This is a genomic window from Henriciella aquimarina (genome assembly GCF_002088975.1).
GTDB lineage: Bacteria > Pseudomonadota > Alphaproteobacteria > Caulobacterales > Hyphomonadaceae > Henriciella > Henriciella aquimarina.
The window spans coordinates 1-20,726 of record NZ_NCST01000048.1 but is presented as its reverse complement, the minus strand read 5'-3'; the positions used below and the strand labels follow the sequence as shown (position 1 = coordinate 20,726).

The 20,726-nt window shown below is 62.7% G+C and carries 19 protein-coding genes; 7 read left to right on the top strand and 12 right to left on the bottom strand.

All coding sequences use genetic code 11. The annotated features are described in order from the left end of the window. Positions 1 to 15: 15 nt before the first annotated feature. From B8784_RS07690 to B8784_RS07685, 3 genes are all read right to left on the bottom strand, one after another. Positions 16 to 966: an IS110 family RNA-guided transposase gene (locus tag B8784_RS07690; protein WP_084396263.1), complete on the bottom strand. Its 951-nt coding sequence runs from the start codon at positions 964 to 966 to the stop codon at positions 16 to 18. A gap of 378 nt (positions 967 to 1,344) precedes the next feature. After that, on the bottom strand, positions 1,345 to 1,515 hold the full coding sequence (locus tag B8784_RS21580) for a hypothetical protein (protein WP_158085627.1): 171 nt from the start codon (positions 1,513 to 1,515) through the stop codon (positions 1,345 to 1,347). Between the two features lie 9 nt (positions 1,516 to 1,524). Further along, a complete protein-coding gene (locus B8784_RS07685) occupies positions 1,525 to 1,950 on the bottom strand; it encodes a thermonuclease family protein (protein ID WP_084397107.1) in 426 nt (141 codons plus the stop codon). Positions 1,951 to 2,251: 301 nt separating this feature from the next. On the opposite strand from B8784_RS07685, the gene B8784_RS07680 reads away from it, so the two are divergent. The 5 genes from B8784_RS07680 to B8784_RS07665 all read left to right on the top strand — a co-directional run bounded on the left by B8784_RS07680 (position 2,252) and on the right by B8784_RS07665 (position 7,083). Next, positions 2,252 to 2,524, top strand: a complete 273-nt coding sequence (locus tag B8784_RS07680; RefSeq protein WP_084397105.1) for a DUF3892 domain-containing protein — start codon at positions 2,252 to 2,254, stop codon at positions 2,522 to 2,524. 364 nt (positions 2,525 to 2,888) lie between these two features. Further along, a complete protein-coding gene (locus tag B8784_RS07675) occupies positions 2,889 to 4,169 on the top strand; it encodes a tetratricopeptide repeat protein (protein WP_158085626.1) in 1,281 nt (426 codons plus the stop codon). Positions 4,170 to 4,364: 195 nt separating this feature from the next. After that, positions 4,365 to 4,505, top strand: a complete 141-nt coding sequence (locus B8784_RS21575) for a hypothetical protein (protein WP_158085625.1) — start codon at positions 4,365 to 4,367, stop codon at positions 4,503 to 4,505. Between the two features lie 57 nt (positions 4,506 to 4,562). Then, the gene (locus B8784_RS07670; RefSeq protein ID WP_158085624.1) at positions 4,563 to 5,258 is read left to right on the top strand and encodes a lasso peptide biosynthesis B2 protein; all 696 of its coding nucleotides are present in this window, start codon (positions 4,563 to 4,565) and stop codon (positions 5,256 to 5,258) included. Between the two features lie 10 nt (positions 5,259 to 5,268). Continuing rightward, on the top strand, positions 5,269 to 7,083 hold the full coding sequence (locus B8784_RS07665) for an asparagine synthase-related protein (RefSeq protein ID WP_143435357.1): 1,815 nt from the start codon (positions 5,269 to 5,271) through the stop codon (positions 7,081 to 7,083). Here the strand turns inward: B8784_RS07665 and B8784_RS07660 are convergent. Both B8784_RS07660 and B8784_RS07655 read right to left on the bottom strand, forming a co-directional pair. After that, on the bottom strand, positions 7,080 to 9,641 hold the full coding sequence (locus tag B8784_RS07660; protein WP_143435356.1) for a S9 family peptidase: 2,562 nt from the start codon (positions 9,639 to 9,641) through the stop codon (positions 7,080 to 7,082). The two genes, B8784_RS07665 and B8784_RS07660, sit on opposite strands and share 4 nt — an antisense overlap. 11 nt (positions 9,642 to 9,652) lie before the next feature. Then, positions 9,653 to 12,400, bottom strand: a complete 2,748-nt coding sequence (locus B8784_RS07655; RefSeq protein WP_084397093.1) for a TonB-dependent receptor — start codon at positions 12,398 to 12,400, stop codon at positions 9,653 to 9,655. A 212-nt stretch (positions 12,401 to 12,612) separates the two neighbouring features. Between B8784_RS07655 and B8784_RS07650 the strand changes: the two genes are divergently transcribed. After that, positions 12,613 to 13,329: a helix-turn-helix domain-containing protein gene (locus tag B8784_RS07650; RefSeq protein WP_084397090.1), complete on the top strand. Its 717-nt coding sequence runs from the start codon at positions 12,613 to 12,615 to the stop codon at positions 13,327 to 13,329. Positions 13,330 to 13,738: 409 nt separating this feature from the next. On the opposite strand, the gene B8784_RS07645 is transcribed toward B8784_RS07650, so the two are convergent. From B8784_RS07645 to B8784_RS21255, 7 genes are all read right to left on the bottom strand, one after another. Then, positions 13,739 to 14,413 carry a hypothetical protein gene (locus B8784_RS07645; RefSeq protein ID WP_084397088.1) on the bottom strand — a complete coding sequence of 225 codons (675 nt, stop codon included), beginning with the start codon at positions 14,411 to 14,413 and terminating at the stop codon, positions 13,739 to 13,741. Positions 14,414 to 14,426: 13 nt separating this feature from the next. Further along, the gene (locus tag B8784_RS07640; protein WP_143435355.1) at positions 14,427 to 14,918 is read right to left on the bottom strand and encodes a hypothetical protein; all 492 of its coding nucleotides are present in this window, start codon (positions 14,916 to 14,918) and stop codon (positions 14,427 to 14,429) included. Positions 14,919 to 15,127: 209 nt separating this feature from the next. After that, entirely contained in the window at positions 15,128 to 15,730 is a 603-nt protein-coding gene (locus tag B8784_RS07635; protein ID WP_143435354.1) for a hypothetical protein, read from the bottom strand. 178 nt (positions 15,731 to 15,908) lie between these two features. After that, entirely contained in the window at positions 15,909 to 16,139 is a 231-nt protein-coding gene (locus tag B8784_RS07630; RefSeq protein WP_084397082.1) for a hypothetical protein, read from the bottom strand. Further along, positions 16,136 to 17,935, bottom strand: a complete 1,800-nt coding sequence (locus B8784_RS07625; protein WP_084397079.1) for an HlyD family type I secretion periplasmic adaptor subunit — start codon at positions 17,933 to 17,935, stop codon at positions 16,136 to 16,138. Before B8784_RS07625 ends, B8784_RS07630 begins: the two co-directional genes overlap by 4 nt. Then, positions 17,928 to 19,679, bottom strand: a complete 1,752-nt coding sequence (locus B8784_RS07620; protein ID WP_143435353.1) for a type I secretion system permease/ATPase — start codon at positions 19,677 to 19,679, stop codon at positions 17,928 to 17,930. The genes B8784_RS07625 and B8784_RS07620 overlap by 8 nt, the downstream gene beginning before the upstream one ends. A gap of 12 nt (positions 19,680 to 19,691) precedes the next feature. Further along, complete coding sequence (locus B8784_RS21255) at positions 19,692 to 20,477, bottom strand: hypothetical protein (protein ID WP_143435352.1); 786 nt, start codon at positions 20,475 to 20,477, stop codon at positions 19,692 to 19,694. Here B8784_RS21255 and B8784_RS07610 point away from each other — a divergent pair. Continuing rightward, on the top strand, positions 20,454 to 20,726 hold a 273-nt coding region (locus tag B8784_RS07610), incomplete at its 3' end, for a transposase (RefSeq protein WP_143435342.1). The two genes, B8784_RS21255 and B8784_RS07610, sit on opposite strands and share 24 nt — an antisense overlap.

Below are 20,726 nucleotides of genomic sequence, written 5' to 3'. Positions count from 1 at the left end.
AAGTATCCGTCTTCGTCAAGTCCGGCTTGGAACCCAGTTTCGGCTATCGCGAAGCAGACTGTTCGCCAGGACGATAAGCTTTCTCATTATGGCTGTGATGGCCAGTTTTGGCGCTTTTCCGGTGGCGACCATCATCTGGTATTTCGCGCTGAATTCCGGATTATGCTTTATGCTAACGAGGGTGGGCATATAGAGCGCCTGTCGCAAATGTGCTCTTCCACCTTGTATGTATCGCTTGCCTCGAAACGTGCCGCTGTCCCGAGCGATCGGAGCAAGTCCTGCAAGACTGGCGGCCGCCTTGTGATCGATGAAGCCGAGTTCGGGCATCTCGGTCAGAAGCATGATCGCGGTTGTTTCTCCAATGCCAGGAATAGTCTGTAGAATGTCGAATCTGGCTTTCAGGAATTCATCATCACGGACCAGCAAACGAAGAGCCGCGTCGATTGCTTTCATGTGACGGTCGATCTGCTCAATCCTTTCCCGTGCCTGGCGCCGCAACAAGGGAGCTATCCGGGCGGAAGACCGGTTGGACGCGCGTGTCCTGTCTTTCACCAGAGCGCGCCGAGCCGATTGTAGCTCTTTCATTTCATTGAACTTGATCGTTCTGTCGCTGACGCGGCGCACAGAAATCATCGCCCCGTATTTTGCGATAAGCCCGGCATCGATCGTGTCTGTTTTCGCCGACACACCCAATGCGTCCGCAAATCGTCGAGCCTGCCGTGGATTGACCTTGCCGAGAGGTATTTCGGCTTTCAGGAAGAACTTCTCGAAGGCAAGATGATACTGCCCGGTCGGTTCATAGAGTAGCTGTTCAAGATGACATCCTGCCATCCAGGTCAGCAATTGCCTGAATCCTTTTTTATCATTCGGGACAGTTATGGTCCTGCCCTCAGGATACATGTGCGCATCCAGAGTGCTCTTTGAAATATCGACGCCGATATGCTGGCGAACTGGTTCGATGGACATTCCAGATCCTTTGCTTGTCGTACGGGCCTAGATGCCCTCGTATCCGTTCAGGTCGCATGGAAATGAAGAGGACGATCAAACTTCCCAACGGCACTTACTCAGCCAGCGCAGGCACGATCCGTTCCTCTACGCCGGCGGGGAAATTGCGCAGTCCCCACCAGCGGTTCTTTTCTAACCAGAAGACCAGGAATCTCTAAGACAAGCGCAGGCTGGCGCGATCCCCGGCGAGACACCCGCATGCCGCAGGGCTGCCCGCTCAGGGCAGACATGGGGTCCGGAGACGAGCCGGGCCGCTGGCGGCCACAAGCCGGCAGCGAACGGACCCCGCATATATTGCGGGGGGATCGCACCATCATGGACGGATGCCGGGCATGTTTTTCAGAACAGCTTCCAGAGATCGGTCATGGCGACGAAGATGATCACCATGAGCGCAAGGAAGGAGATAACGAACATCAGCCGGTTGAAAAAGCCGAACCAGCCATCGACAAGGAAGTCAGGCTGCTGTCTTGCATCCGGGCTTTCCTCTTCCTGATCGGCCCACTCCTTCATATCGCACGACTAGCCGCACCAGTCCGGCTTGTCGCTCATCGCCCGATCCCCTTCATGGGGCCAGGGCTTCAAGACACCAGCCGCAAGCCCCGCCCTGGCGACATCCTGACCATTCGCAGAAAGCCCTATCACGGTGCGCCCATAGCGATCGGGCGCTTCACGGTGTGTGATCTCCAGCTCGGAACCTTTCGTGAGGTCCACCATAAAAGCCTTGGCTTCAAAGCCGAGGTCTCGCTCCCGCTCGCATTCGGCCCCGCCGATCGCGGCACCCACACCGCCGGTCTCCGGCGCATCGACGTCGGCGAGACGAAAATCCATACCGGCGATCCGGCCGCTGTCGCCGTCCGACCAATAGACGGAGCGGGGCGAGTCCGGACTGCCGGAAGAGGCCGCCGAACAGGCGCTGACACCAAGAGCGAGGACAAGCCATTTCATGAAAATTTTTCTAGCCGGATTCGCTGAGGCCGGGCAGCGGCCCGTCTCATCTGCCTCCCACGTTCGCTGGTGGGGCCACTTTCCAGCACAGGGGCAAATCCTGTGAATCGTTCAACCTGCATTATAGACAACCGTCCTGTTCGGCGTCTCCCTGTAGACGGGTCCGCAGGCAGAAGGCTGCCGGCTCACTCCATGGAACCGCCGATGGGGCTGCTGGCGGTCAGGAGATGGGAGAATCCCGGGATGTGCAAGCCTGGCAACAGGCACCCTTCGGCACAAACGTGCAGAAAGGACGCACATCATGAAAGCAAGACAGGTCAAATGGGTCGAGCGCAATGAGGCCGATCCGAGCCGCCGCATCTCACGGATCGGCGGGGATGGTTTCAACCATACAATAGAAGAAGCCATCATCAACATGCATCAGGAGACATGCCGCTACTGGATGGTGCATCAGGGGGCGCCCGTCTGGATCGTGCTCGATACTAGGCCCGGTCCCGCCTATTTGCGCGCCGAAGACGACATTTCGGAGCCCGACATCCTGCTCAGCCTCGCCAGGGATGAATACACGGCCTGATTGGTTCCGGACTGCGAAACGCATGTTTCGCAGTCCCTCAGGTCCCAATTCGAAACAGGATTCTACTTATAATACAGCGCTTGCAATGACGCCCGGAAGGATAAATACGCCGTGTTTTGGAGTCTACACAACAGTTCACGGAGAAGAAACACCCACACGGGACTCTACTTTTAATTTAATTGCTGTGCATTTTGCGGTATGGATAATCCTTCAGCGCAAATAGCGCGCGAAGCAGACGCGCAGACCGGGAGGCATGGAAAGGACCAGGGCTCGCAAGAGACCGAAACAGGCAAGGGCAGAAAGGATGGCAGAACCACCGGCAGAAGACCGGCCCGCCAGGACCTCCGAGAACTGGAGGGCGTTCATGCACGCGGGCACAGGGTTTCTCCGCGCGGGCGACTTTGCCGCTGCCGCACGAGACTTCCGGCGGGCCCTTGAAACGCGCCCGCATCATCCCGGAACCCTGCAGACGCTTGCCGGTGTCCTTTTGCGTGCCGGAAAACCGGAGGAGGCCTGCTCTGCTTTCGACCGCCTGACCCGGCTGGCCCCCGGGATGAGCGAAGCGTGGCACGGTCTCGGTCTGGCCCGGCACGCCAAAGGCAATCATGCAGGCGCCCTGCTTGCCTTCCGTCATTCGGTTCGTGTCGCCCCCACTTCCTGGCGCAGCTGGCAATCCATTGCCGATATCACCCCCTCCGAAGCAGAACGGCGAGCTGCGATCAGGCAAGCCTGCCAAAGCCTCAAGGACGCCGCCGGCCGGGATCCCCACAAAATCATGTCCTATGTCAACGCGCTCCGGGATGCGCATGACTTTTCCCGTATGGCCGCCTTCATCGAAGCGAACTGGACCCGATTTCCGAGCCGGGCACAGGCCTATGAGCGCCATGCCCACGCCCTCTACAATATGGGGCATTACAGCGACGCTTTCGTCCAGATGAAGGAGGCGCTCAAGGCCACGACAGAGGGCCCCAGCCAGCGAGTGGTAAATTCGTCCCGATTCACCCCCTCCGCAGCGACCGACGCGCTCCAGGCGGTGTACAACATCCTCACCGGTGCAGGTCTGGTCTGCTTTCCGGCAGCCGGCACGCTGCTCGGCCTGGTACGGACCGGCGCTCCGCTCGCTCATGACAGGGATATCGATATCGGTGTACTCCAGCAGGATGGCCGCCGGCCCGATATTGCCGGTCTGATCCGCCGGCATCCCGCCCTCATTCTTGAGCGCCGCGCGCGGCCCGGCGATCGCTATTTTGCGCTGAACTATCAGGGTATCGCAGTCGACATCTTCCTCTATACACCCATCGGCGAACATGTGGTCTGCGGGTTCAGCGACCGGCGGGGGGACATTGCCTGGCGCTATGCCCGTTTCGGCCTGTGCAAGGCGAGGTTCGGGCGGTTTGCCTGGCCGGTCCCGGAGAATGCCGAACACTATCTCGCGCAGACCTATGGGCCCGGCTGGAGCGAACCGGATCCAGGCTTTGCCTCTGTCGTCAGCGCACCTGCCCTCTACCCGACCAACCCCTATGCACGCGCCTTTTACGCCGCCGGCCGGGCCCGGCGCAGCCTGCTGGCGGGCGATGCCGACCGGGCCAGGGCTCTGGCCGCCCGGTCGCCCCTGCCCCTCATGGAGGATTTGTCCACGCTGTGAGCCGGCGATGAAACAGCTTTTCCGCCTTCGCCCGACAGGGTCTCCGGACACGCCCCAGCGCCCGGACAAGCCGCCTTACGAAAAATATGTAACACATTGTTTTTAAACATTTTTTTTATTGACTCACCCTCAATAAGCGCTCATGATTCGGAGGCCGTCAGAAAGACGGCGCAACTCTCAAGAAGGAGAAAGACCATGGATACAAGACGTGTCCCCCATGAAACCGAAGATGACTTCGAACCGGTCGATCTCGGCTCTGTGTCCGAGGAGACCCGCGGTCTCCTCGGCCAACAGGATGAAATCGACGGCGGAGCGATGAACTCTCGCATCTTCTGACCCATGGGAAGGAGGGGACGCTCGGCCGCCCCCTCCTTTTTTCCGGAGATTCGAACAATGCGGGACCGGTATCTTCTTCCGCACGGGGTCTTCGCCTGCAGGACGGGCGGCACAGTCATTTTTCTGGACGCCCGGCATGACCGGTATGCTTGCCTGAACGAACGCCAGTCTGCCTGGTTTGCAGAGATCGGCCAGTCAGACGGAAACACCCTTTCACACCAGGCCGAATGTCTCGCCACGCAGCTCACCAGGCGGGGACTGCTCTGCAATGAGCCGGAAACGGGCCGCACCGCCTTAATTCCAGCGTGCGCGCCACGCGCGCTCAATTCGCTTGTCGATACGTATCGCCCTCCCCTGGTTTACTGGCGCAGTGCCCCGCATCTCCTGTTGGCCCTCTGGACCTGCCGGCCTCTAGCAGGGCCGCGCCGGCGCCCCCTGGCCGATGCCCTAAGGGCTGTCGGACACTGGAAGTCGCGGCTCTCGGGAGCCGGCGTGCCCGGTACGGCAGACCTCGAGCTGATCGTGCGGCGATTTCACGGCCTGACCCCCTATTTCTTCACCACGCAGGACGCGTGCTATCTGCGAAGCCTGACCCTCATCCGGTATCTCGCCGGCCTTGGCATTTCCGCTGACTGGGTTTTCGGGGTCCGGCTCGCCCCTTTCGGCGCGCATTGCTGGGTCGAGCGGGACGGCCTCCTTCTCAATGAAAGTTCCGATGTGGCGGCAGAGTATGAACCGCTCATGGCGGTTTAGGCGGGCGAGGATGGACGCCTTCCTCGCCATTACCTGTCATCCGGAAGACGCCGAGGCTGCGATGGAGGCAAGGACGCTTGCCCTGATGGCAGGCAGAAGCCACCCGCGGGCTCCACGGCTCGAACGGCCGGGCCTGATCCTGTTCGATCTGTCGGACCGCCATGGCCCGAACAGACTCCTTGCCCTGTCGGCGCATGACGGGTCGCCCGAGGGCGCGGTATTCGGCTCGGTGTTTGCGCGCTCGGACAAGCTGGTCCCGGCCCCGCCGGTTCACGACGTCATGCCGGAAGAGGCCCGCAGGATCCTTCGCTCCAGGGGCGGTGCGCTCCTGGCGGACTATTGGGGGAGCTATATCGCCTTCCTTCCGGATGCCGACGGATACGCCGTTCTGACAAGCCCGACCGGCGCCATTCCCTGCTTTCACACCCGCCGTGGCGCGGTAAGACTTGTCTTTTCCGATCTCGCTGCCTGCGCCTGTCTCGGCTGGCGGGACACGTCCATCAATTACGATTTCGTCGGTCGGCTGCTCCTGTACGACAAGATCCAGACGGGCGAGACCGGCCTCTGTGGCGTACATGAGCTCAATGCGGGCTGCCGGCTCGACGCCAGCCTGGATGCAGAGACCGGCGGACTTGTCTGGGATCCGCGAGAGGTGGCCGGCCAGGCGCTCGAGCTGCCGGAGCCGGACGCCGCCCGGCTTCTGCGGCAGACGGTGCGCTACGTCGTTCAATCCTGGGCGGCCGATTGCGGTGCGATCCTGCTCAATCTCTCCGGCGGCCTGGACTCTGCCATTGTCGCGGCCTGTCTCGGCGAGATGGATCGCGGGGACATCGAAGCCGTCCATTTCCGCCTCCTGTCGGACGACCCGCCGGAAGCGCATTATGCGCGCGACGCGGCCCGGTGTGCCGGGCTCGCGCTTCACGAGATCCCGCTTGATCCAGCCACCGCCCTTCCGGCGCCGGAGCATCATCCGCTGAGCGTCCGGCCCTGGCGCCAGTTCCTCGCGCTCGATCATGGCGATGCCATCGGAGGGGATCTGCTGGCCGGACAGCCTGCCCTGTTTTCGGGCCAGGGCGGCGACCATCTCTTTCTCGAGACGCGGTCACCGCTTGTGTTTGCCGACTATGTGTCCCGGCATGGGCCCGGTCCGCGGCTTGCCGCGGAGCTGCTCGGAGCGGCCCGCCTGTCCGGTCAGTCCATCTGGAGCACCGCGGCCTCAGCCATGTCTGCCCTGCATGGACGCAATCGCGAGAGCCGTTTTGCCCGCGACCTGGCGGCGCGCAGCCTCCCGATGCACGAAGCGGCCGGCGGCCCGTCCGGCACGCTCAACCTGCTGCCGCTCTGGGCATGCGAGCGCGGCGGCCTCCCACCGGCGAAATTCGAACAGGTCGCAAGCCTGGTCCATATGGCTCATCTGCGTGACACGGTCCGGCGCGACGGGCTCGGACGGACCTGCCATCCGCTTATCTCGCAGCCCCTCGTCGACCTCTGCCTGAGACTCCCGGCTTATTGCCTCTCGCCCCGCGGGGTGAGCCGGGGTCTTGCACGCCACGCCATGACGGGCCGCATTCCGGACTCTGTCCGGCTTCGCCGGTCAAAGGGCAACGCCTCGAAATTCTTTGCCGCCCGGATCAGCGCCGCTCGCCAGCGCATCGTGTCACATCTGATGGAGGGAGAGCTCGTCCGCCAGGGCCTGTTGAAGGCCGCCGAGGTGGAAGCCTTCATGCGGACGGACGCCTTTGCGCGCATGCCGTCAGGGCGCACCATGCTGGTCCTCTATGCCATCGAGGCCTGGCTTCAGCGATGGAAATCATATCAGGCCTAGCGATCCTGGGGGGCCATCACGCCGGTCTCTGCCAGGAAGGCGTCGATGCGGGTCCACAAGTCCCGGATATTGGCTGGTGAGGAGGGACCGTGGCCCTCGCCCCAATAACGGATATAGCGCGCTTCCTTGCCCGCCCGGTAGAGGGCGCCGAACATCTCGTCATATTGAGACATGTCGAAATAATCCATGTCGGAATGGGCCAGCAGGACCGGAGCGGCAATCGCACCGGCGCGGGCGACGGGGCTGAGGGCCGCATAGAGACCGGGCTGCGCGGCGGCCGGCAATCCGAACCCGAAGGGGCAGTAATGATTGGGGCCTTCGAGCTCGCATTCATAGCGCCAGCGATTGTCACCCCCATTCTGATCGAGGTGAAAATAGCGCATCAGGCCCCTCGCCCCGTAATAGTGGCTGAAAAAGTCGGCCCAGCCATTCAGCGAGATGATGGCGGCGGGCGTCACGGTCTGCGCCGCGATGAGGAGCGAGAAAGCGCCGCCCTGGCTGAATCCGTAGAGCACGACCCGGTCGGGATCGGCATAGCCCTGGGCAACCAGGGCATCGACCGTCTGGTCGAAGAGCGCCCCGGCCCCTTCGAGGGGCCCGGCCGCGGTCCGGGCAAGATCGAGCGGGAAGGCCGGGCGGACATAGATGAAGCCCCTCGCCGCCCAGAGATCGGCCACCATGGCGGCAGGAAATGGGGCATCGGTGAAGCTGCCGCAGCGCCCGGCCGTCCCGACGGGGTAGGCTTCGACCAGCAGCGGATAGCGCTGCCCCGGCCTGTAGCCGGGCGGCAGCATAAGGCAGGCTTCCGTCTCGCGGGAAGGCTGCTTGCCGGACGGATCGCTGAAGCGATAGGTCACGGTGTGTGTCTGCGGAGGAGCAATGGCCTCCAGGTGCCGATTGATTCGGGCAAGCTCGACCCGGTCGTCGCCCTGTTTCAGGAGGAGGCGCGTCGCGGCCCCATCGCGCACAGTGAACAGGAGCGCGCCGGCGGCTTCCGAAGCGGCCAGGACCCTTGCCCCCTTCCCTCCGGTCTCCAGCCGGGCAAGACCGCCCGGTCCGGCAAAGGCGACACCCTCATCCTCTTCATCCGTGCCGCCGGGGAGTATCAGTGCGAAGCGGGCGCCGAAATCATACCGGATCAGGCTGTCAGTCTTCCTGAACTCATTGGCCCAGCCATGGGCGGGATTGCCGCGATAGGAAAAACTGCGGGCGGCCATGCCATCGGCAAGCGGCGCGGTGGTTCCGTCCTGCCTCACCCGCACGGGGCTTTCCCCGGCCAGGATGACGAGGGAATGGCCATCTGCATGAAGGAGCGTATGCCCCGGCGCAGCCAGGCCGCCGGTCAGCCGGCGAGGCGCGTCCTCTTGTGTGAGCAGGTACCAGTCGAACCGCTCCCCGTCTGGCTCGCGAGCCAGGATGGCAAGGCCGTTTGGCAGGAGGGCCGCACGGGCCGGCCCGGCCCACCAGCGCGAGCCTTCGCGGTCCTGGGCCAGGATCAGATCGCCAGTCTCGAGGCATGGCGGCGTGCCGGCGCCCGGCCTGAACACCCGGAAACAGCCTTCGGCGGGACGCGCGCTTTCCTGCCAGCCATAGGCCGCAAACCGGTCGCCCCCGGCCGACCAGACGAGCGATTTGGGATCAATCGTGTAAGGCGTGTCATAGGCCGTGACATGGCCGCTTTCGGCATCGACGAGGCGCAGGGCATAATGCCGGTCAAAGACGGGATGGGTGGCGCCAATCCCGCCCGAGGCCCCCGGATCCGGGCGTACCCTTTCGCCGAGGCGGGCCGCCAGGAGCGTGCGCCCGTCGGGCGAAACCCTCACGCCGGCATAGCGCCCCTCGGCGATCGGCCGGACCGTTCCTGCCGCAAGGTCGAATTCGACAAGACGCCCCGACGCCCAGTCCCCGGACCGGTTGCCGCCCACGCTCCTGACTTCGCTGGCGGTGGCGATCTCACCGTCCCAGGCCCGGTTCCAGGCCCTCCAGAGAAAGGCGCCGCTTGTGCCCCGGCTCCTCATTTCAGAGCCCGGCTGCAAGGGCGACCGCACGGGCATGACGAACCGGTCCGGCGACGTCCAGACCAGACGCTCATTATAGCGCCCCGCCGAGATATAGCGGTCGCGGATATCCGGCATGGGGCCGAAACGGACACAGTCGTCCTGCCCGATCCGGCAGGCGGCCAGACGCAGGCGGCCGCGGCGATGGTCGATCAGCACCAGATGGCGGCTGTCCGGCGAGATCCCGAAAATATAATGCGTCGCCGCCGGGTCGAGCCCCGGCTGCAACCGCGTCTCTCCCGTTTCCAGGTTGCGGATCCAGACCTGATGCCCGCTCAGGCCGTAGGCATAGAGCCAGTAGGAATAGTCCTGAAGGCTGTCATAGGGCGGCACCTGGTTCCAGGCGAGCCAGCGTCCATCGGGCGTAAACTCCGCCCGGCCGAACATCTCGACCGACATCACATCATCGACCGTCAGGGGATGGCGCGCGCCCTCCCCCGTGACCGGCGCCGCCCCGATCAGGGCGAGCACCGCCAGGGCAACCCATTTGGCAGGTTTCATGATCACCGGCCCTAGAATTGCTTGCGCAATTCGACCGCGACGAACCGGCCCACCGGGGAGGCATTGGCCGGATCGTAGCCCGTCAGGCCATAGCTGCTGAGCGGTGGCGTCCGGGGCGGCGCCTCGTCGAACAGGTTCTGGACCGAGAGACTGACAGCGGTCCCTTCCGCCCAGTTCAGCGCCGGGGCGTCCGGTGCATAGCTGAGCGTCAGGTCGGCGGTCGTCCAGTCCCCCACACGCTGGCCCGACACTGTATCGTCGGTCCTGTAGCTGGCGACGTGATTGATGAAGAGGGTCGCCGAGACATCGCCAAGGCGGATCCCGGCATTGCCCCGCAAATGAAGGTCGACGGGATTGTACAGCGTGTTCAGCGTCTCGACGTCGGGCGTATTGGGCGCGGCCTTCTGGGTAAAATCGATAATATAGTTTGCGTTCAGGCCCGCCGAGAGCGTGCCGGCCCGCGTATCGGCCGACCAGTTGAGCTGGATGTCCAGGCCGCTGGTCTCGGTCGAGGCGAGATTCCGCGTCTGGTTCACGCGGCTGATAATGCCGATATTGTCCAGGCGCCCGCCATTGGCCAGGATGACGGGACGGCTGAGCGCGGCGAGCGCGGAGTCCACCTCGGCACTGTCCGGAAGGAAGCTGATCATCCCGTCCGGGAAGAGATCCGGATCGTCATAGGCGAGCGCCGGCGCAAAGGCAGGATTGAGATTGCCCGGGATCGGTATACGGCCCAGCCGGCCATCGAAATCGATGTCATAATAGCTGGAGCGCAGCGACCAGCTATGGATGCCCATATGGAGGTCGTAATCGAGCCCGGCGGTAAAGGTGCGGGAGGTTTCCGGCTCCAGCGCGTCGCCTGTCCCATTGAGCGTCATATAGCTGACGCCGGCCAGGGACGGGTCAGGCAGGTCGATGCCGTAAAGGTCGCGGATGAAGTCGTAATCCTGGACGATTGCGACCCGGTCCAGGGCGCCGGACTGTCCGACGGTCGGCGGCGCAAAGGACTCGCTCCATGAGCCCCGCAGGCGCAGGCCCTCAACGGGAACCCAGACCAGGCCGACCTTCGGATTGGCGGAGTCCCCGAAATCGGAATAGTCGTCATAGCGGCCCGACAGGCTGAGTTCGAGCCGTTCGAGCCCCGGGCGGGCATTGTCTTCGCCCACCAGAGGGATGAGAAGTTCGCCATAGGCGGCGGTCACATCGCGGCTGCCATCGCGGACCGTGCCGAAGCCGCGCGTCCCGAAAAAGAAGGTTTCCTCGCGCACCTGTCCACCAAGAGCGGCCCTGACCGGCCCGCCCGGCAGGCGGAAGAGATCGCCGTCGAGCTGAAGGTCGAAGGACAGGAGATCGGAGTCGAAATCGGACAGGACCGGCGCGTCCTCGACAGGCACCAGGGTGGCGAGCCGCTCATCATTCTTGACCTCATTATAGGTGAGGTCGGCGGACACCAGCCATCCGGCGGGGAGGTCATAGTCCGCGCCGAGATTGAGCGCGAGGCTCTCAGAGCGCGTATCGGAGCTGTTCACTTGCGCCGTCGTGCCGGCATAGACCGTTGTCTGATAGACATCGCGTCTTGACCAGAGCGCGGTTCCGGAGAGGCGGAGCTTCGAGCCGGCCTTCTGGTTGACCGACAGCATGGCGGAATTGCGTTCCTGTTCCGGCAGCAGGTCGAAGGGGCGCCGGTTCAGGATCGGCGCGCCGTCCCGCAGGGCGGGCGCGGCAAGCTCCGGCCGGTCGGCCAGGGAGAGATCGTCGCGCGAATAGAATTCATAGGTGGCGATCGCATTCCCGCTCCCCCATGCGCCGCCAAGCGTCTGGCCGAAACGGTATTCCGACATGTCGCCATCGGTCACGCTGCCATAGCGCAGCGAGGTCTCGGCGCCTTCGAAATCGTCGCGAAGGACGAAATTGATGACACCGGCGACCGCATCGCCGCCATAGATGGAGGACGCGCCATCGGTCAGCACGTCCACACGGTCCAGCGCGGAGACCGGGATGAGCGAGAGGTCGACAAAGTCCCCGATGGCCGAGGTCGGCGCCAGCCGGTTGCCATTGAGCAGGACCAGCGTTCCGCGCGAGCCGAGGCCTCGCAGATTGGCACCTGTCCCGAAGGAATAGTTCTGCGCGGAATTCCGGTCGCCGGGCAGGCCGCCGGCGGCGAACTCGCTCGAGCCGCCCCCGAAATTCTGCGGCAGGGTCCGGATGAACTGTTCGGTCGATGTCACGCCGGAATTCAGGATATCGTCGCGGTCGTAGACCTGCAGCGGGGAACTCTCCGGCGCGATGCCTCTGAGGCTGGTGCCGGTGACCTTCACCGTGCCGATGCGCAGCGCGCCCTCCTCCTGGTCCGGCCCCGTCGCCCGGTCGGGCACAGTGCGGACCGCCTCTTCCTGTGGCGGTGCGGCCTCAGGCGAGAGGGGCGCGGCCTGACGGGTCCGGATGACGATCGTGTCGCCGGCCCCGCCGACCGCTTCGAGACCGCTGCCCTCCAATAGCCGGGCCAGCGCGGCTTCGGGGGCAAGCACACCCTCAACCGGTACGGCGGAAAGCCCGGCCACCTGCGCATCCGAGAACAGGACCGGCCGCCCGGTCTGTTCACTGAACGCCCGCAACGCCTCGCCCAGTGGCAGGGCTTCAATACTGAGCTGAACCCTCTCTTCCCGCGGCTCGGCCTGGACCGGTCCCGCCCAGGCCGACACCACCCCGACCGCAACCGCCGATAAAAGCCGCTGCCGCAAACCGTTTCCAAATTCCATAATCCCCTCCGGACCCTGATCTGAACCGGCTGGTCCCCGCACGGGCCCAGCTCGACCGGATCAACAAGCGTCCGACAGTGGCGTGCAAAATTGCACTGTGTGAAAAGCGCCAGCAAAGGCTGCTTCCGGGCTCACCCCCCCGATTAGGTAATCTTCCGAATTAACCATAATGTGATTGTCTCGCACTGTCCGTTCACCCAGAGAGGCAGGCCATGCAAGAGAGACATGACGGCCGCCTGCAGCCACGCCATGCAGGCACCGGATCGAACGGCAAAAATGGCGCATGCCTGCAGCGCCTGCAGCCCCGAGAAACCCTCTTCATCGACGGCGAGCGTGCCCACTCGGTTTTCAGGGTCAGGTCCGGACTGGTCATGACCTACCGGCTATTGTCAGACGGACGGCGCCAGATCCACAGCTTCGCCAGAACAGGAGATTTCCTAACGCTCGGGACGGGAGACCTCTATACGGTCAGTGCCGAGGCCATCACCGAATCTTCGGTGGAAGTCTTCCGCCGGGGGAAGCTCGACAATATTCTGCGGGAAGATTCTGTCTTCGGGCGGCAGTTGATTCAGCGCCTGACTCACGAGCTTTCCGTCGCGCGGGAGCAGGCGGCGATGCTCGGCCGCAAAAGCGCCATGGAGCGTATCGCGTCATTTCTGGTCTTCCTTGACCGTCGGGGGGACCGCACACCGGACGAACTGATCGCCATCCCGATGACCCGAAACGATATTGCCGACTATCTGGGGCTCACCCTCGAAACGGTGAGCCGCATGATCCATCGGTTGAAGGCCCTCGGGCTGATAGACCTTCCCAGGCCGGACCGGTTCCGCGTCCTTTGCCCGCCAGAGCTGGCCGAGGCCGCGGGCGAAGGGCTCTGGCAGCCGCGTCTTGATAGCGATCAAGGCGAGCCTGACTGGGAGTTTCATTGAAGACAAATGGATTCAAGCTGGAAGGCCGACGCGTCTGGTCGATCCAAACCAGAAAGACGTTCGCGCAAGGGACAGGCCGAACGGCTGTTGGAGCCGGGAGGCAATCCCCGCCCTGAACCGTCCCTTGCCGGGGCGAACGGGACGTTTCCGCGCGTTGGAAAGCCTACACTGCTTCACCATTTTCAGTCACTCGGGGCCCTTTTCCTCAGCGCATTCCTGCTCTTCCTGGGGCAGGGAATATTTCTGGCGGCGGTTCCTCTGCGCCTTGGCCAGGCCGGCGAAAGCCCCTCGACAATCAGCTTGGTGGCATCCGTTTACTTCGTTGGCATCCTTTGCGGATCGTGGTTATCCGGCCCGATTGTCAGAAGAGTGGGGCATATACGGGCCTTTGCAGGCTTCGTTGCCATGGTCATTTCGGCGGCCCTGCTGCTTGCCCTCGCAAGTGCCGGTTCACGACCGCGCTTGCACCGGCGCGGGGCTCAGGACCGATAAATGAAATGACATTCGTCCGCGTTTCGTCCCGGCCAGACAAATCGGCGCGCTGAAACAGGTAACGGTACAGCGTCTCAGGCTCCCCGTCGCGATCAACATCAAGGGAAGTCTTCTGGAACCTGGCGGAGGGCGAGACCGTGGCGCAAAGGGTCTCGTCGCGGCGGCCTCGACAGTGGCGATCCGCCTGCGGGCATCGTCCATTATAGGCACCGTCCAGGATCTTCTGGATATTGTCCTCGACCGACAGGTCGGTCCATACCACAGGCTCTCCTCCGACCAGACCGGAGGGGACGTCAGTTGCGAGCTCGCCGCGGGCGCGCTGATCGTTCAGAAAGCCGAGCACGGTATCGCAGAAAGCCTTGTCCCCGGGCCTCGTCGTGATGGCTGCGCCATGGACAAAGGGTTTGTAGGCAGCCCGCGTGAGAGGCGGATAGCCTTCCGCTACGGAACCATCAGCAGTCTCCTGCGCGTGGGACCAGGCACTGCCGACGATCACGGCAAGCGCGCACAAAGCGTAGAGACCTCGCATTCCTTTCTTCCACATCGCCCGAAGCAGCAGAGAGCAGAGCCGACCGATCTTCCTCCAGACCATTTTCGAATCCGGTCTATTCGCTGGCGTATTTATGCTCGTCACTCAGATTCAGCCGCCAGTCCTCGCCCCTGTCGCCGCAGGGATCGAGGCGCACCCACATGCCCCTGTAAGGCTTCGCGCCAGATTTGAACTTTCTGTATTTGATATACACACCGTACCGGAAAACCTTTCTGCTCCTGTATAGCGCACGAAGTCTCGGGTCGCTCATCCACTCCGCAAGCGCGCTTTCATGCGAAAACCGAGTGGGCGCGGGATTCACATCGTAAAAATCCTCAACCGAAGCATACTGAATCCGCTCCCCGGAACCGTCAGGATCGCCGTCCCCTTCTCTCTCAGCTTCCGCGGCCTCGCGAGTGAGCCCATCCAGAAGACGTTCTATAGCCCTGTCCTTTATCTCTTCTTCCGAAAGAGGCCGGCCCAAGGGTTCGCAAAAGGTCGCTTCCTCATAGAGTTCCTCGGGGGAAGAGCACGAAGCGAACAGCAGCAAGCCGGTCGCCACGACCATGCAAGTCCTTTCGGAACAGGGCCTCGCCACGCGCCCGTCCATCATCGCGCATCCATCGCCGCCTGCCCGCCACGGAGGGTTACCCCCAGGACTGGAGGTGCCGCCTCAGATCGGGGGATCCAATTCACGACAAGACCCTCCTCTCAGTGAGAGTCTGCTGATCGATACCGTCTTGAGCAAACCGGACATGGGGCGCTCCCGTTTCGGACTCAACCTTCTTCAGGGCATCGCTCATTGCCATCAGGCTCGTTCAGAACCTGGCCCGACGACCATCGGACAAGTGCCTCCTCCAGGCCTGCGAGGAATTCAGGAATTCGCTCGGGCGGGACCTCGTCGCTATTGACGCGCATCATCAGAAGAACCCGGTCGGAAATCCATTGAGATCCCGTCATCATGAAGCCCTTATCGGCGGAGCCGGGGACAGGATGCGGGCCAGTCTTGAATGTGATCGAACGGTCGAGGAGTTCACCTGACGGCTGGGTGTCTGTCGTGTTCGCCGATGTCGCAGTCTGACCGTGGCCTGCTAAAGGCGGCCCAGCGTCCGATAGCAGAAAGTCCCCTTCAAGCTCTGCTCCGGCGTCCCCCGTGACCCCGAACCCCGTCCCCGCTTCCGATATGAATGACTTGGTGGATATGGTGGCCGCCCTCTGCCTGGCGAGGTTGCCCTTATCCACCGCAAAACCGGCCGCTTCTTCCCTTGGGATAACCAGCCGCAGGTCACCGACGCAAACCCTGTAGGCTTTGAAAGAGTCCCCAGGAGCTGGTTCTCGGAGATTATCGCAGGCCACCGCCCAGACAGGCAGTGTGGCCAAGACTGCTACAATATAAGGGCCGCGCATAACCTCACCGCTTCAAATCTGAACTCATTCGCGACGACATCAAAGATGTGGTCGGAGGCGCCTTCGACATCATCCTTGTCGCAATACCCGCCATGGTCTGGTCTCCTAAAGAGGAAGTGGATCAAGCACCCTGAACTCTACGCATCTCCTGTTACTCCACTCGTTCCGTCAGGCGGGAGATTGCGGCCTTGCAGCCCGCGCCCTGCCACCGTCCTTCGCCTTCCGGGGTCGCGGCATACACGAAGCTCTGCGGGTTGCCGTCTCCCGCGCTTTCCAGATCGTCCAGGATTATTTCGATGCGCTCGCCGCATCCGAGCTCGAAGTGCGTATAAAGCCCGCCAGACATGGCCTGTATGGCGAGAACATATCTGGCCCCCTTCACTTCGATGAGCGCGATCTTGCCAAAAGGAACGCCCAGCTCTGGACATCCGCCACGCTCACGCCCACTCGTCCGAAATCGGTCCGACGCGTGAGAAAGTCACCCGCAATTACGGGCGGCTCGAAAGCCGACACTTTTTTCCATGAATGAACGGTGCGCCGGAAAAGCTGGTGGCATGAAGACTGATCGACGACGAAATAACGAAGATGGGCAAATGGATTTTCATCCTGGAGATTCGCTTCGCTTATGACGGCCAGGCCATGGTCCGGGACCGTCCAGAAAAAGTAGACTCCCCGGTTCATGTCTTCGTCCATGTTCGCGAACGCCGTTGTGACATCCGAGATACCTGTATCGGCCGCCTTCTCCAGAGCCCTGTTGAGCGCTTTGCACACCGCCATGCGGTCTGCATTCATCGGAAACCGGAACGCATGGGCCACAGGCGAAACAAGCTCATAATCACCTGATCTCAGGGCATTGAGGAGCGCCGGCGCGGCGCCGCCCTCCCTTTCAACGAAAGCGCAATCAGGGCTTGAACTGGCGCTGCATTCCACGCGTCTAAAATTGTTCGAAGCGAAGAGGCTGGACAGAAAGCTTCGCGCGAAATGCTCGCCTGAGATGAGACGCTCATAATCGTTGCGTTCGACGGCTATATCAGCATAGTCAGAACGCCGGCCTGCATCCCGTCCCTGGGTCAGGCGCGCATCATGCAAGGCTCCCACCCGGATGATCTCTCCATCGACCTCGGGGGTCCGGCGCTGGCTGAAAGCGGAGAAGCGCAACCGGGTTGCCTGCCCGCCAAACACCTTGTCGATATCCTGCGGCAGGATCCGCACCATGGCCACAAGCCGGTCGTCCTCTGGCACGATCGACATGACCGGATCGCCCGGCGCGATCACACCGCCCAGAGTATGGGTCTTCACCCCGAAGACGCGGCCGCGGCGCGGCGCGCGGATCTCCAGACGCCGCTGCTGGTCGAGAAGCGCGATCTTCTCCTCAAGATCGCTATTGATCTCCGTGACCATCTGGGAAAGCTCCTCGGAAACGGTTTCCCGGAACCCGTCGGTCAGTTTGATGATCTCAAGTCTCGCCTCTCCGATCTGGACTTCGGTCTGGGCGATTTCGGCGAGCAGCGACTCCTTCTTTCCGGCAAGCCCCGAGCGTTCTCGTTTCAGGGCGAGCACCCGGGTCTGCCCGACAAGACCGCGTTCGAGCAGGTCCTCGAGCGTGGTGAGTTCCTCGCCCACGACAGCGGCCTGTTCGGACGTCGATCTCACCTCCGCCTCCAGGCCGCGGGCGCGCAATTGCAGCTGTTCGATCTTCTGGCGCAGAATGGATATCTGGGTTGCCCGGCTCTGGGCGCGCGCGGCCATGATGGAGCGCTGGGCGGCCATGGAGCGGGCGAGCCCGTCGCTCTCGGCAAGCGCGCCCACCCCGTCCCGCACATCCATATCGGTATCCTCAAGCTCGGCCTTGAGGCGCGCCTCGCGCGCCAGCAGGTCAACGAGGCGGGCGTCCAGCGTGGCCAGGCGCGAATTGATCCCGGTGCCGTCGAGGCGGATCAGGAGGTCGCCCTGTTCTACCAGGTCGCCCTCCTGGACATGGATCTCGTCAACGATGCCGCCTTCGAGGTGCTGGATCGCCTTGTGGCGGGATTCCACCGTGATCTGGCCGGAGGCGATGACCGCCCCCTCAAAAGGCGCGATTACGGCCCAGGCCAGCAGGCCGCCAAAGACCAGCGCGATGGCAGCAAAGCCAAGGATGAACAGGCCACGCATCTGTCCGGAGGTCCGTTCAGCCATGGGCGCTCTCCTGCTGCCGGAGCGGCGTGACCTGGCCGGCGGCCTTCTGGCGCAGTTCGGCAAGCCGGTTCATGACCTCCTGGCGGGGGCCGAACAGGCGCTGTTCGCCCTGGTCCAGGACAAGCAGGCAATCGCATTGCGACAGGATGGCGGGCCGGTGCGATACGATGACCGTCGTCGCCACCCGCCGTTTCAAACCCAGCAGGGCCTGCTGCAGGGCCTCGTCGCCCGCAGAATCGAGATTGGCATTGGGCTCGTCGAGGACGATGAAGTTCGGTTGACCATAGAGCGCACGCGCGAGGCCTATGCGCTGCTGCTGGCCGGCCGACAGATACGCCCCGCCCGATCCAATCTCGGTGTCATAGGCCTCGTGCAGCTGCAGGATCATCTCGTGGCAACCGGCCGCCATGGCGGCCTCGATCACGGCCTCAGGTTTCGCATCGCTCTGGAAGCGGGCGATATTCTCGCGGACCGTGCCGGAGAAAAGATTGACGCGCTGCGGAAGGAAACCGAGCTGCGGGCCGAGTTCGCCCGGATCCCAGGCCGAGAGATCGGCTCCATCCAGCCGCACCGTCCCGCCAAGGGGTTTCCAGGCCCCGACCAGCAACATGCTCAATGTCGATTTGCCAGAGGCGCTCGGCCCGATCACACCCAGGGTCTGACTTGGCTGGAGCTTGAAGTTCAGCCGCTTCAGGAAGGGGCGGGTCGCGCGCGGCGGACCCGCGGACAGGTCCTCGACAGCCAGGGCGCCCTTGATGTCATTCAGGCGCATACGCTCGCTGGCCGGCTCGTCGGCGTCGAGGGCTGCCGAGAGCGCCATCCAGCTTCGCCGGGCGGTGACGATGGAGCGCCATTGCCCGACGCATTGTTCGATGGGCGCAATGGCCCGGCCCATGATGATCGAGGCGGCAATCATCGCCCCCGGCGTGGACTGGCCGATGATGGAAAGCCATGCGCCCAAGCCGAGCATGGCCGATTGCAGGAACAGGCGGAAGGCCTTTGTGCCGGAGGTGAAGGCGGTCCCGGAGCGGGCCGAGCGCACAGACGCTGAATCGGCCTCGTCCAGCGTCGTCCGCCACCGCCCAAGCAGGGCTGCACGCATGCCGAGCGCATCGATCACCTCGACATTCTGGCTGAGTTCATCAGCAGAGCTCTGCGCCTTGCGATCCCCTTCCTCAGCGGCCGCTATCGCCTTTCCCGAAACCGCCTGATTGATCGTGGTCAGGCCGATCAGGACAAGCGCCCCGAAAATCGCCCAAGCCCCGAAGATCCAGTGCATCATGAACAAGGCGATGAAGAAGATCGGCGTCCATGGCGCATCGAAGAAGGCCGGCAGGGCCGGACTTGCCACAAAGCGCCGGATCACGCGCAAATTCTGGAGCGCTCGCGTCTGGCGCCGCCCCGGATCGGCAAGGCTCTGATTGAGCGAGACCGAGAGCGCGCGGTCGGCAAGCTCGTCCTCGAGCCGTGACCCGACCGAAGCAAAGACGCTGTTGCGGATCCATTCCAGGAAGCCGAGCGCGGCATAGAGCACGAGCACCATCACCGTCAGGGCGACCAATGTCGGGATCGAGCCGCTCGCCAGCACCCGGTCATAGACCTGCAGCATGTAGAGCGGCCCGGTCAGCATCAGCAGGCTGACAAAGAAACTGAACACGCCAAGCCCTGCAAACACCCCTTTCAGGTGTGTCATGGCCTGTCGCAGTTCACTGGTGTGCGGTGTGCGCGGGGGAGCAGAGGTCACGCGACAGGCTCCTTACGCCGCCCCGATCCAGGCCTGGTCGTCATACGACCAGACCGTCATCTGCATCTCCGCATCCAGGACGTTGAAGTCGAAGCTCGGCAGCGAAACGGCCTCTGGTCGGCCAACAAGCGATGCTTCAGGTTTTTCCTGCGCATAGAGATCGAAACTCTCTAAAGTGGATGAATCTGATTCAGCTTTCATTGCACCAAGCAAGTCCGGACTAAACTGAACCGTGTCAGCCCGCGGGATGTCGTCGACATAACCAGAAGGCAGGAGGTCCATAGCGTCCGAACCCTGAAAATCATCAACTGATACTTCGTTTTGCTGGGGGCTTTCAGGAGTTTCGCCCCACTCCAACTCATGATCGTTGGGAGCCGTGAGATATTGCGAAATACTTTCAGTGTACAAGTCTTCGATTGCAATTTCACCCCAGTCCCTATTAAATACAGACCCCGCACCAGTATTATCTATAACACTGATTAAGCGCCCATCCGGAACCACCGTCGCATCTTCAAATAACAGTTCATGATCATTAGTGTAGGTTGCATCTAAACTATATTCTGTCCAAGATACAGGTTCATCGTTGATATGCGTGGACACATCGAATGTTTCTGATTCCCCCTCCACATAACCAATATTAATTGTTGCGCCTGTCGCTTTGATGCGGATGACCGCATCTCCACCCCATATCTCAGATTGATAATTATGAACTTCCCAAGGAGGGTGAACCGCGCCGGGTTTGCCGGAGGCCATTTTCATTGAGAGAGTGGTTTTATGACAGACAGGAAGCAGAGACATCCTTACTCGCCAGAGGTGCGTGAGCGAGCCATTCGGATGGTGATGGAGCATGGCGGGGAGTACCCGTCGCAATGGGCAGCGATCGTCTCGATTGCCGGCAAGATCGGGTGCGTGCCGCAGACGCTGCATGGCTGGGTGGCGCAGGCCGAGCGGGATGCCGGCAAGCGGGCGGGACCAAGCACCGAAGAGCGCGAGCGGATCAAGATGCTTGAGCGCGAAGTGAAGGAGCTTCGCCAGGCGAACGAGATT

Bases quoted from the DNA above. Each gene is read 5' to 3' on its own strand.
- B8784_RS07690 (WP_084396263.1), bottom strand. From the start codon at position 966: ATGTCCATCGAACCAGTTCGCCAGCATATCGGCGTCGATATTTCAAAG.
- B8784_RS21580 (WP_158085627.1), bottom strand. From the start codon at position 1,515: ATGAAGGAGTGGGCCGATCAGGAAGAGGAAAGCCCGGATGCAAGACAG.
- B8784_RS07685 (WP_084397107.1), bottom strand. From the start codon at position 1,950: ATGAAATGGCTTGTCCTCGCTCTTGGTGTCAGCGCCTGTTCGGCGGCC.
- B8784_RS07680 (WP_084397105.1), top strand. From the start codon at position 2,252: ATGAAAGCAAGACAGGTCAAATGGGTCGAGCGCAATGAGGCCGATCCG.
- B8784_RS07675 (WP_158085626.1), top strand. From the start codon at position 2,889: ATGCACGCGGGCACAGGGTTTCTCCGCGCGGGCGACTTTGCCGCTGCC.
- B8784_RS21575 (WP_158085625.1), top strand. From the start codon at position 4,365: ATGGATACAAGACGTGTCCCCCATGAAACCGAAGATGACTTCGAACCG.
- B8784_RS07670 (WP_158085624.1), top strand. From the start codon at position 4,563: ATGCGGGACCGGTATCTTCTTCCGCACGGGGTCTTCGCCTGCAGGACG.
- B8784_RS07665 (WP_143435357.1), top strand. From the start codon at position 5,269: ATGGACGCCTTCCTCGCCATTACCTGTCATCCGGAAGACGCCGAGGCT.
- B8784_RS07660 (WP_143435356.1), bottom strand. From the start codon at position 9,641: ATGAAACCTGCCAAATGGGTTGCCCTGGCGGTGCTCGCCCTGATCGGG.
- B8784_RS07655 (WP_084397093.1), bottom strand. From the start codon at position 12,400: ATGGAATTTGGAAACGGTTTGCGGCAGCGGCTTTTATCGGCGGTTGCG.
- B8784_RS07650 (WP_084397090.1), top strand. From the start codon at position 12,613: ATGCAAGAGAGACATGACGGCCGCCTGCAGCCACGCCATGCAGGCACC.
- B8784_RS07645 (WP_084397088.1), bottom strand. From the start codon at position 14,413: ATGGTCTGGAGGAAGATCGGTCGGCTCTGCTCTCTGCTGCTTCGGGCG.
- B8784_RS07640 (WP_143435355.1), bottom strand. From the start codon at position 14,918: ATGGTCGTGGCGACCGGCTTGCTGCTGTTCGCTTCGTGCTCTTCCCCC.
- B8784_RS07625 (WP_084397079.1), bottom strand. From the start codon at position 17,935: ATGGCTGAACGGACCTCCGGACAGATGCGTGGCCTGTTCATCCTTGGC.
- B8784_RS21255 (WP_143435352.1), bottom strand. From the start codon at position 20,477: ATGTCTCTGCTTCCTGTCTGTCATAAAACCACTCTCTCAATGAAAATG.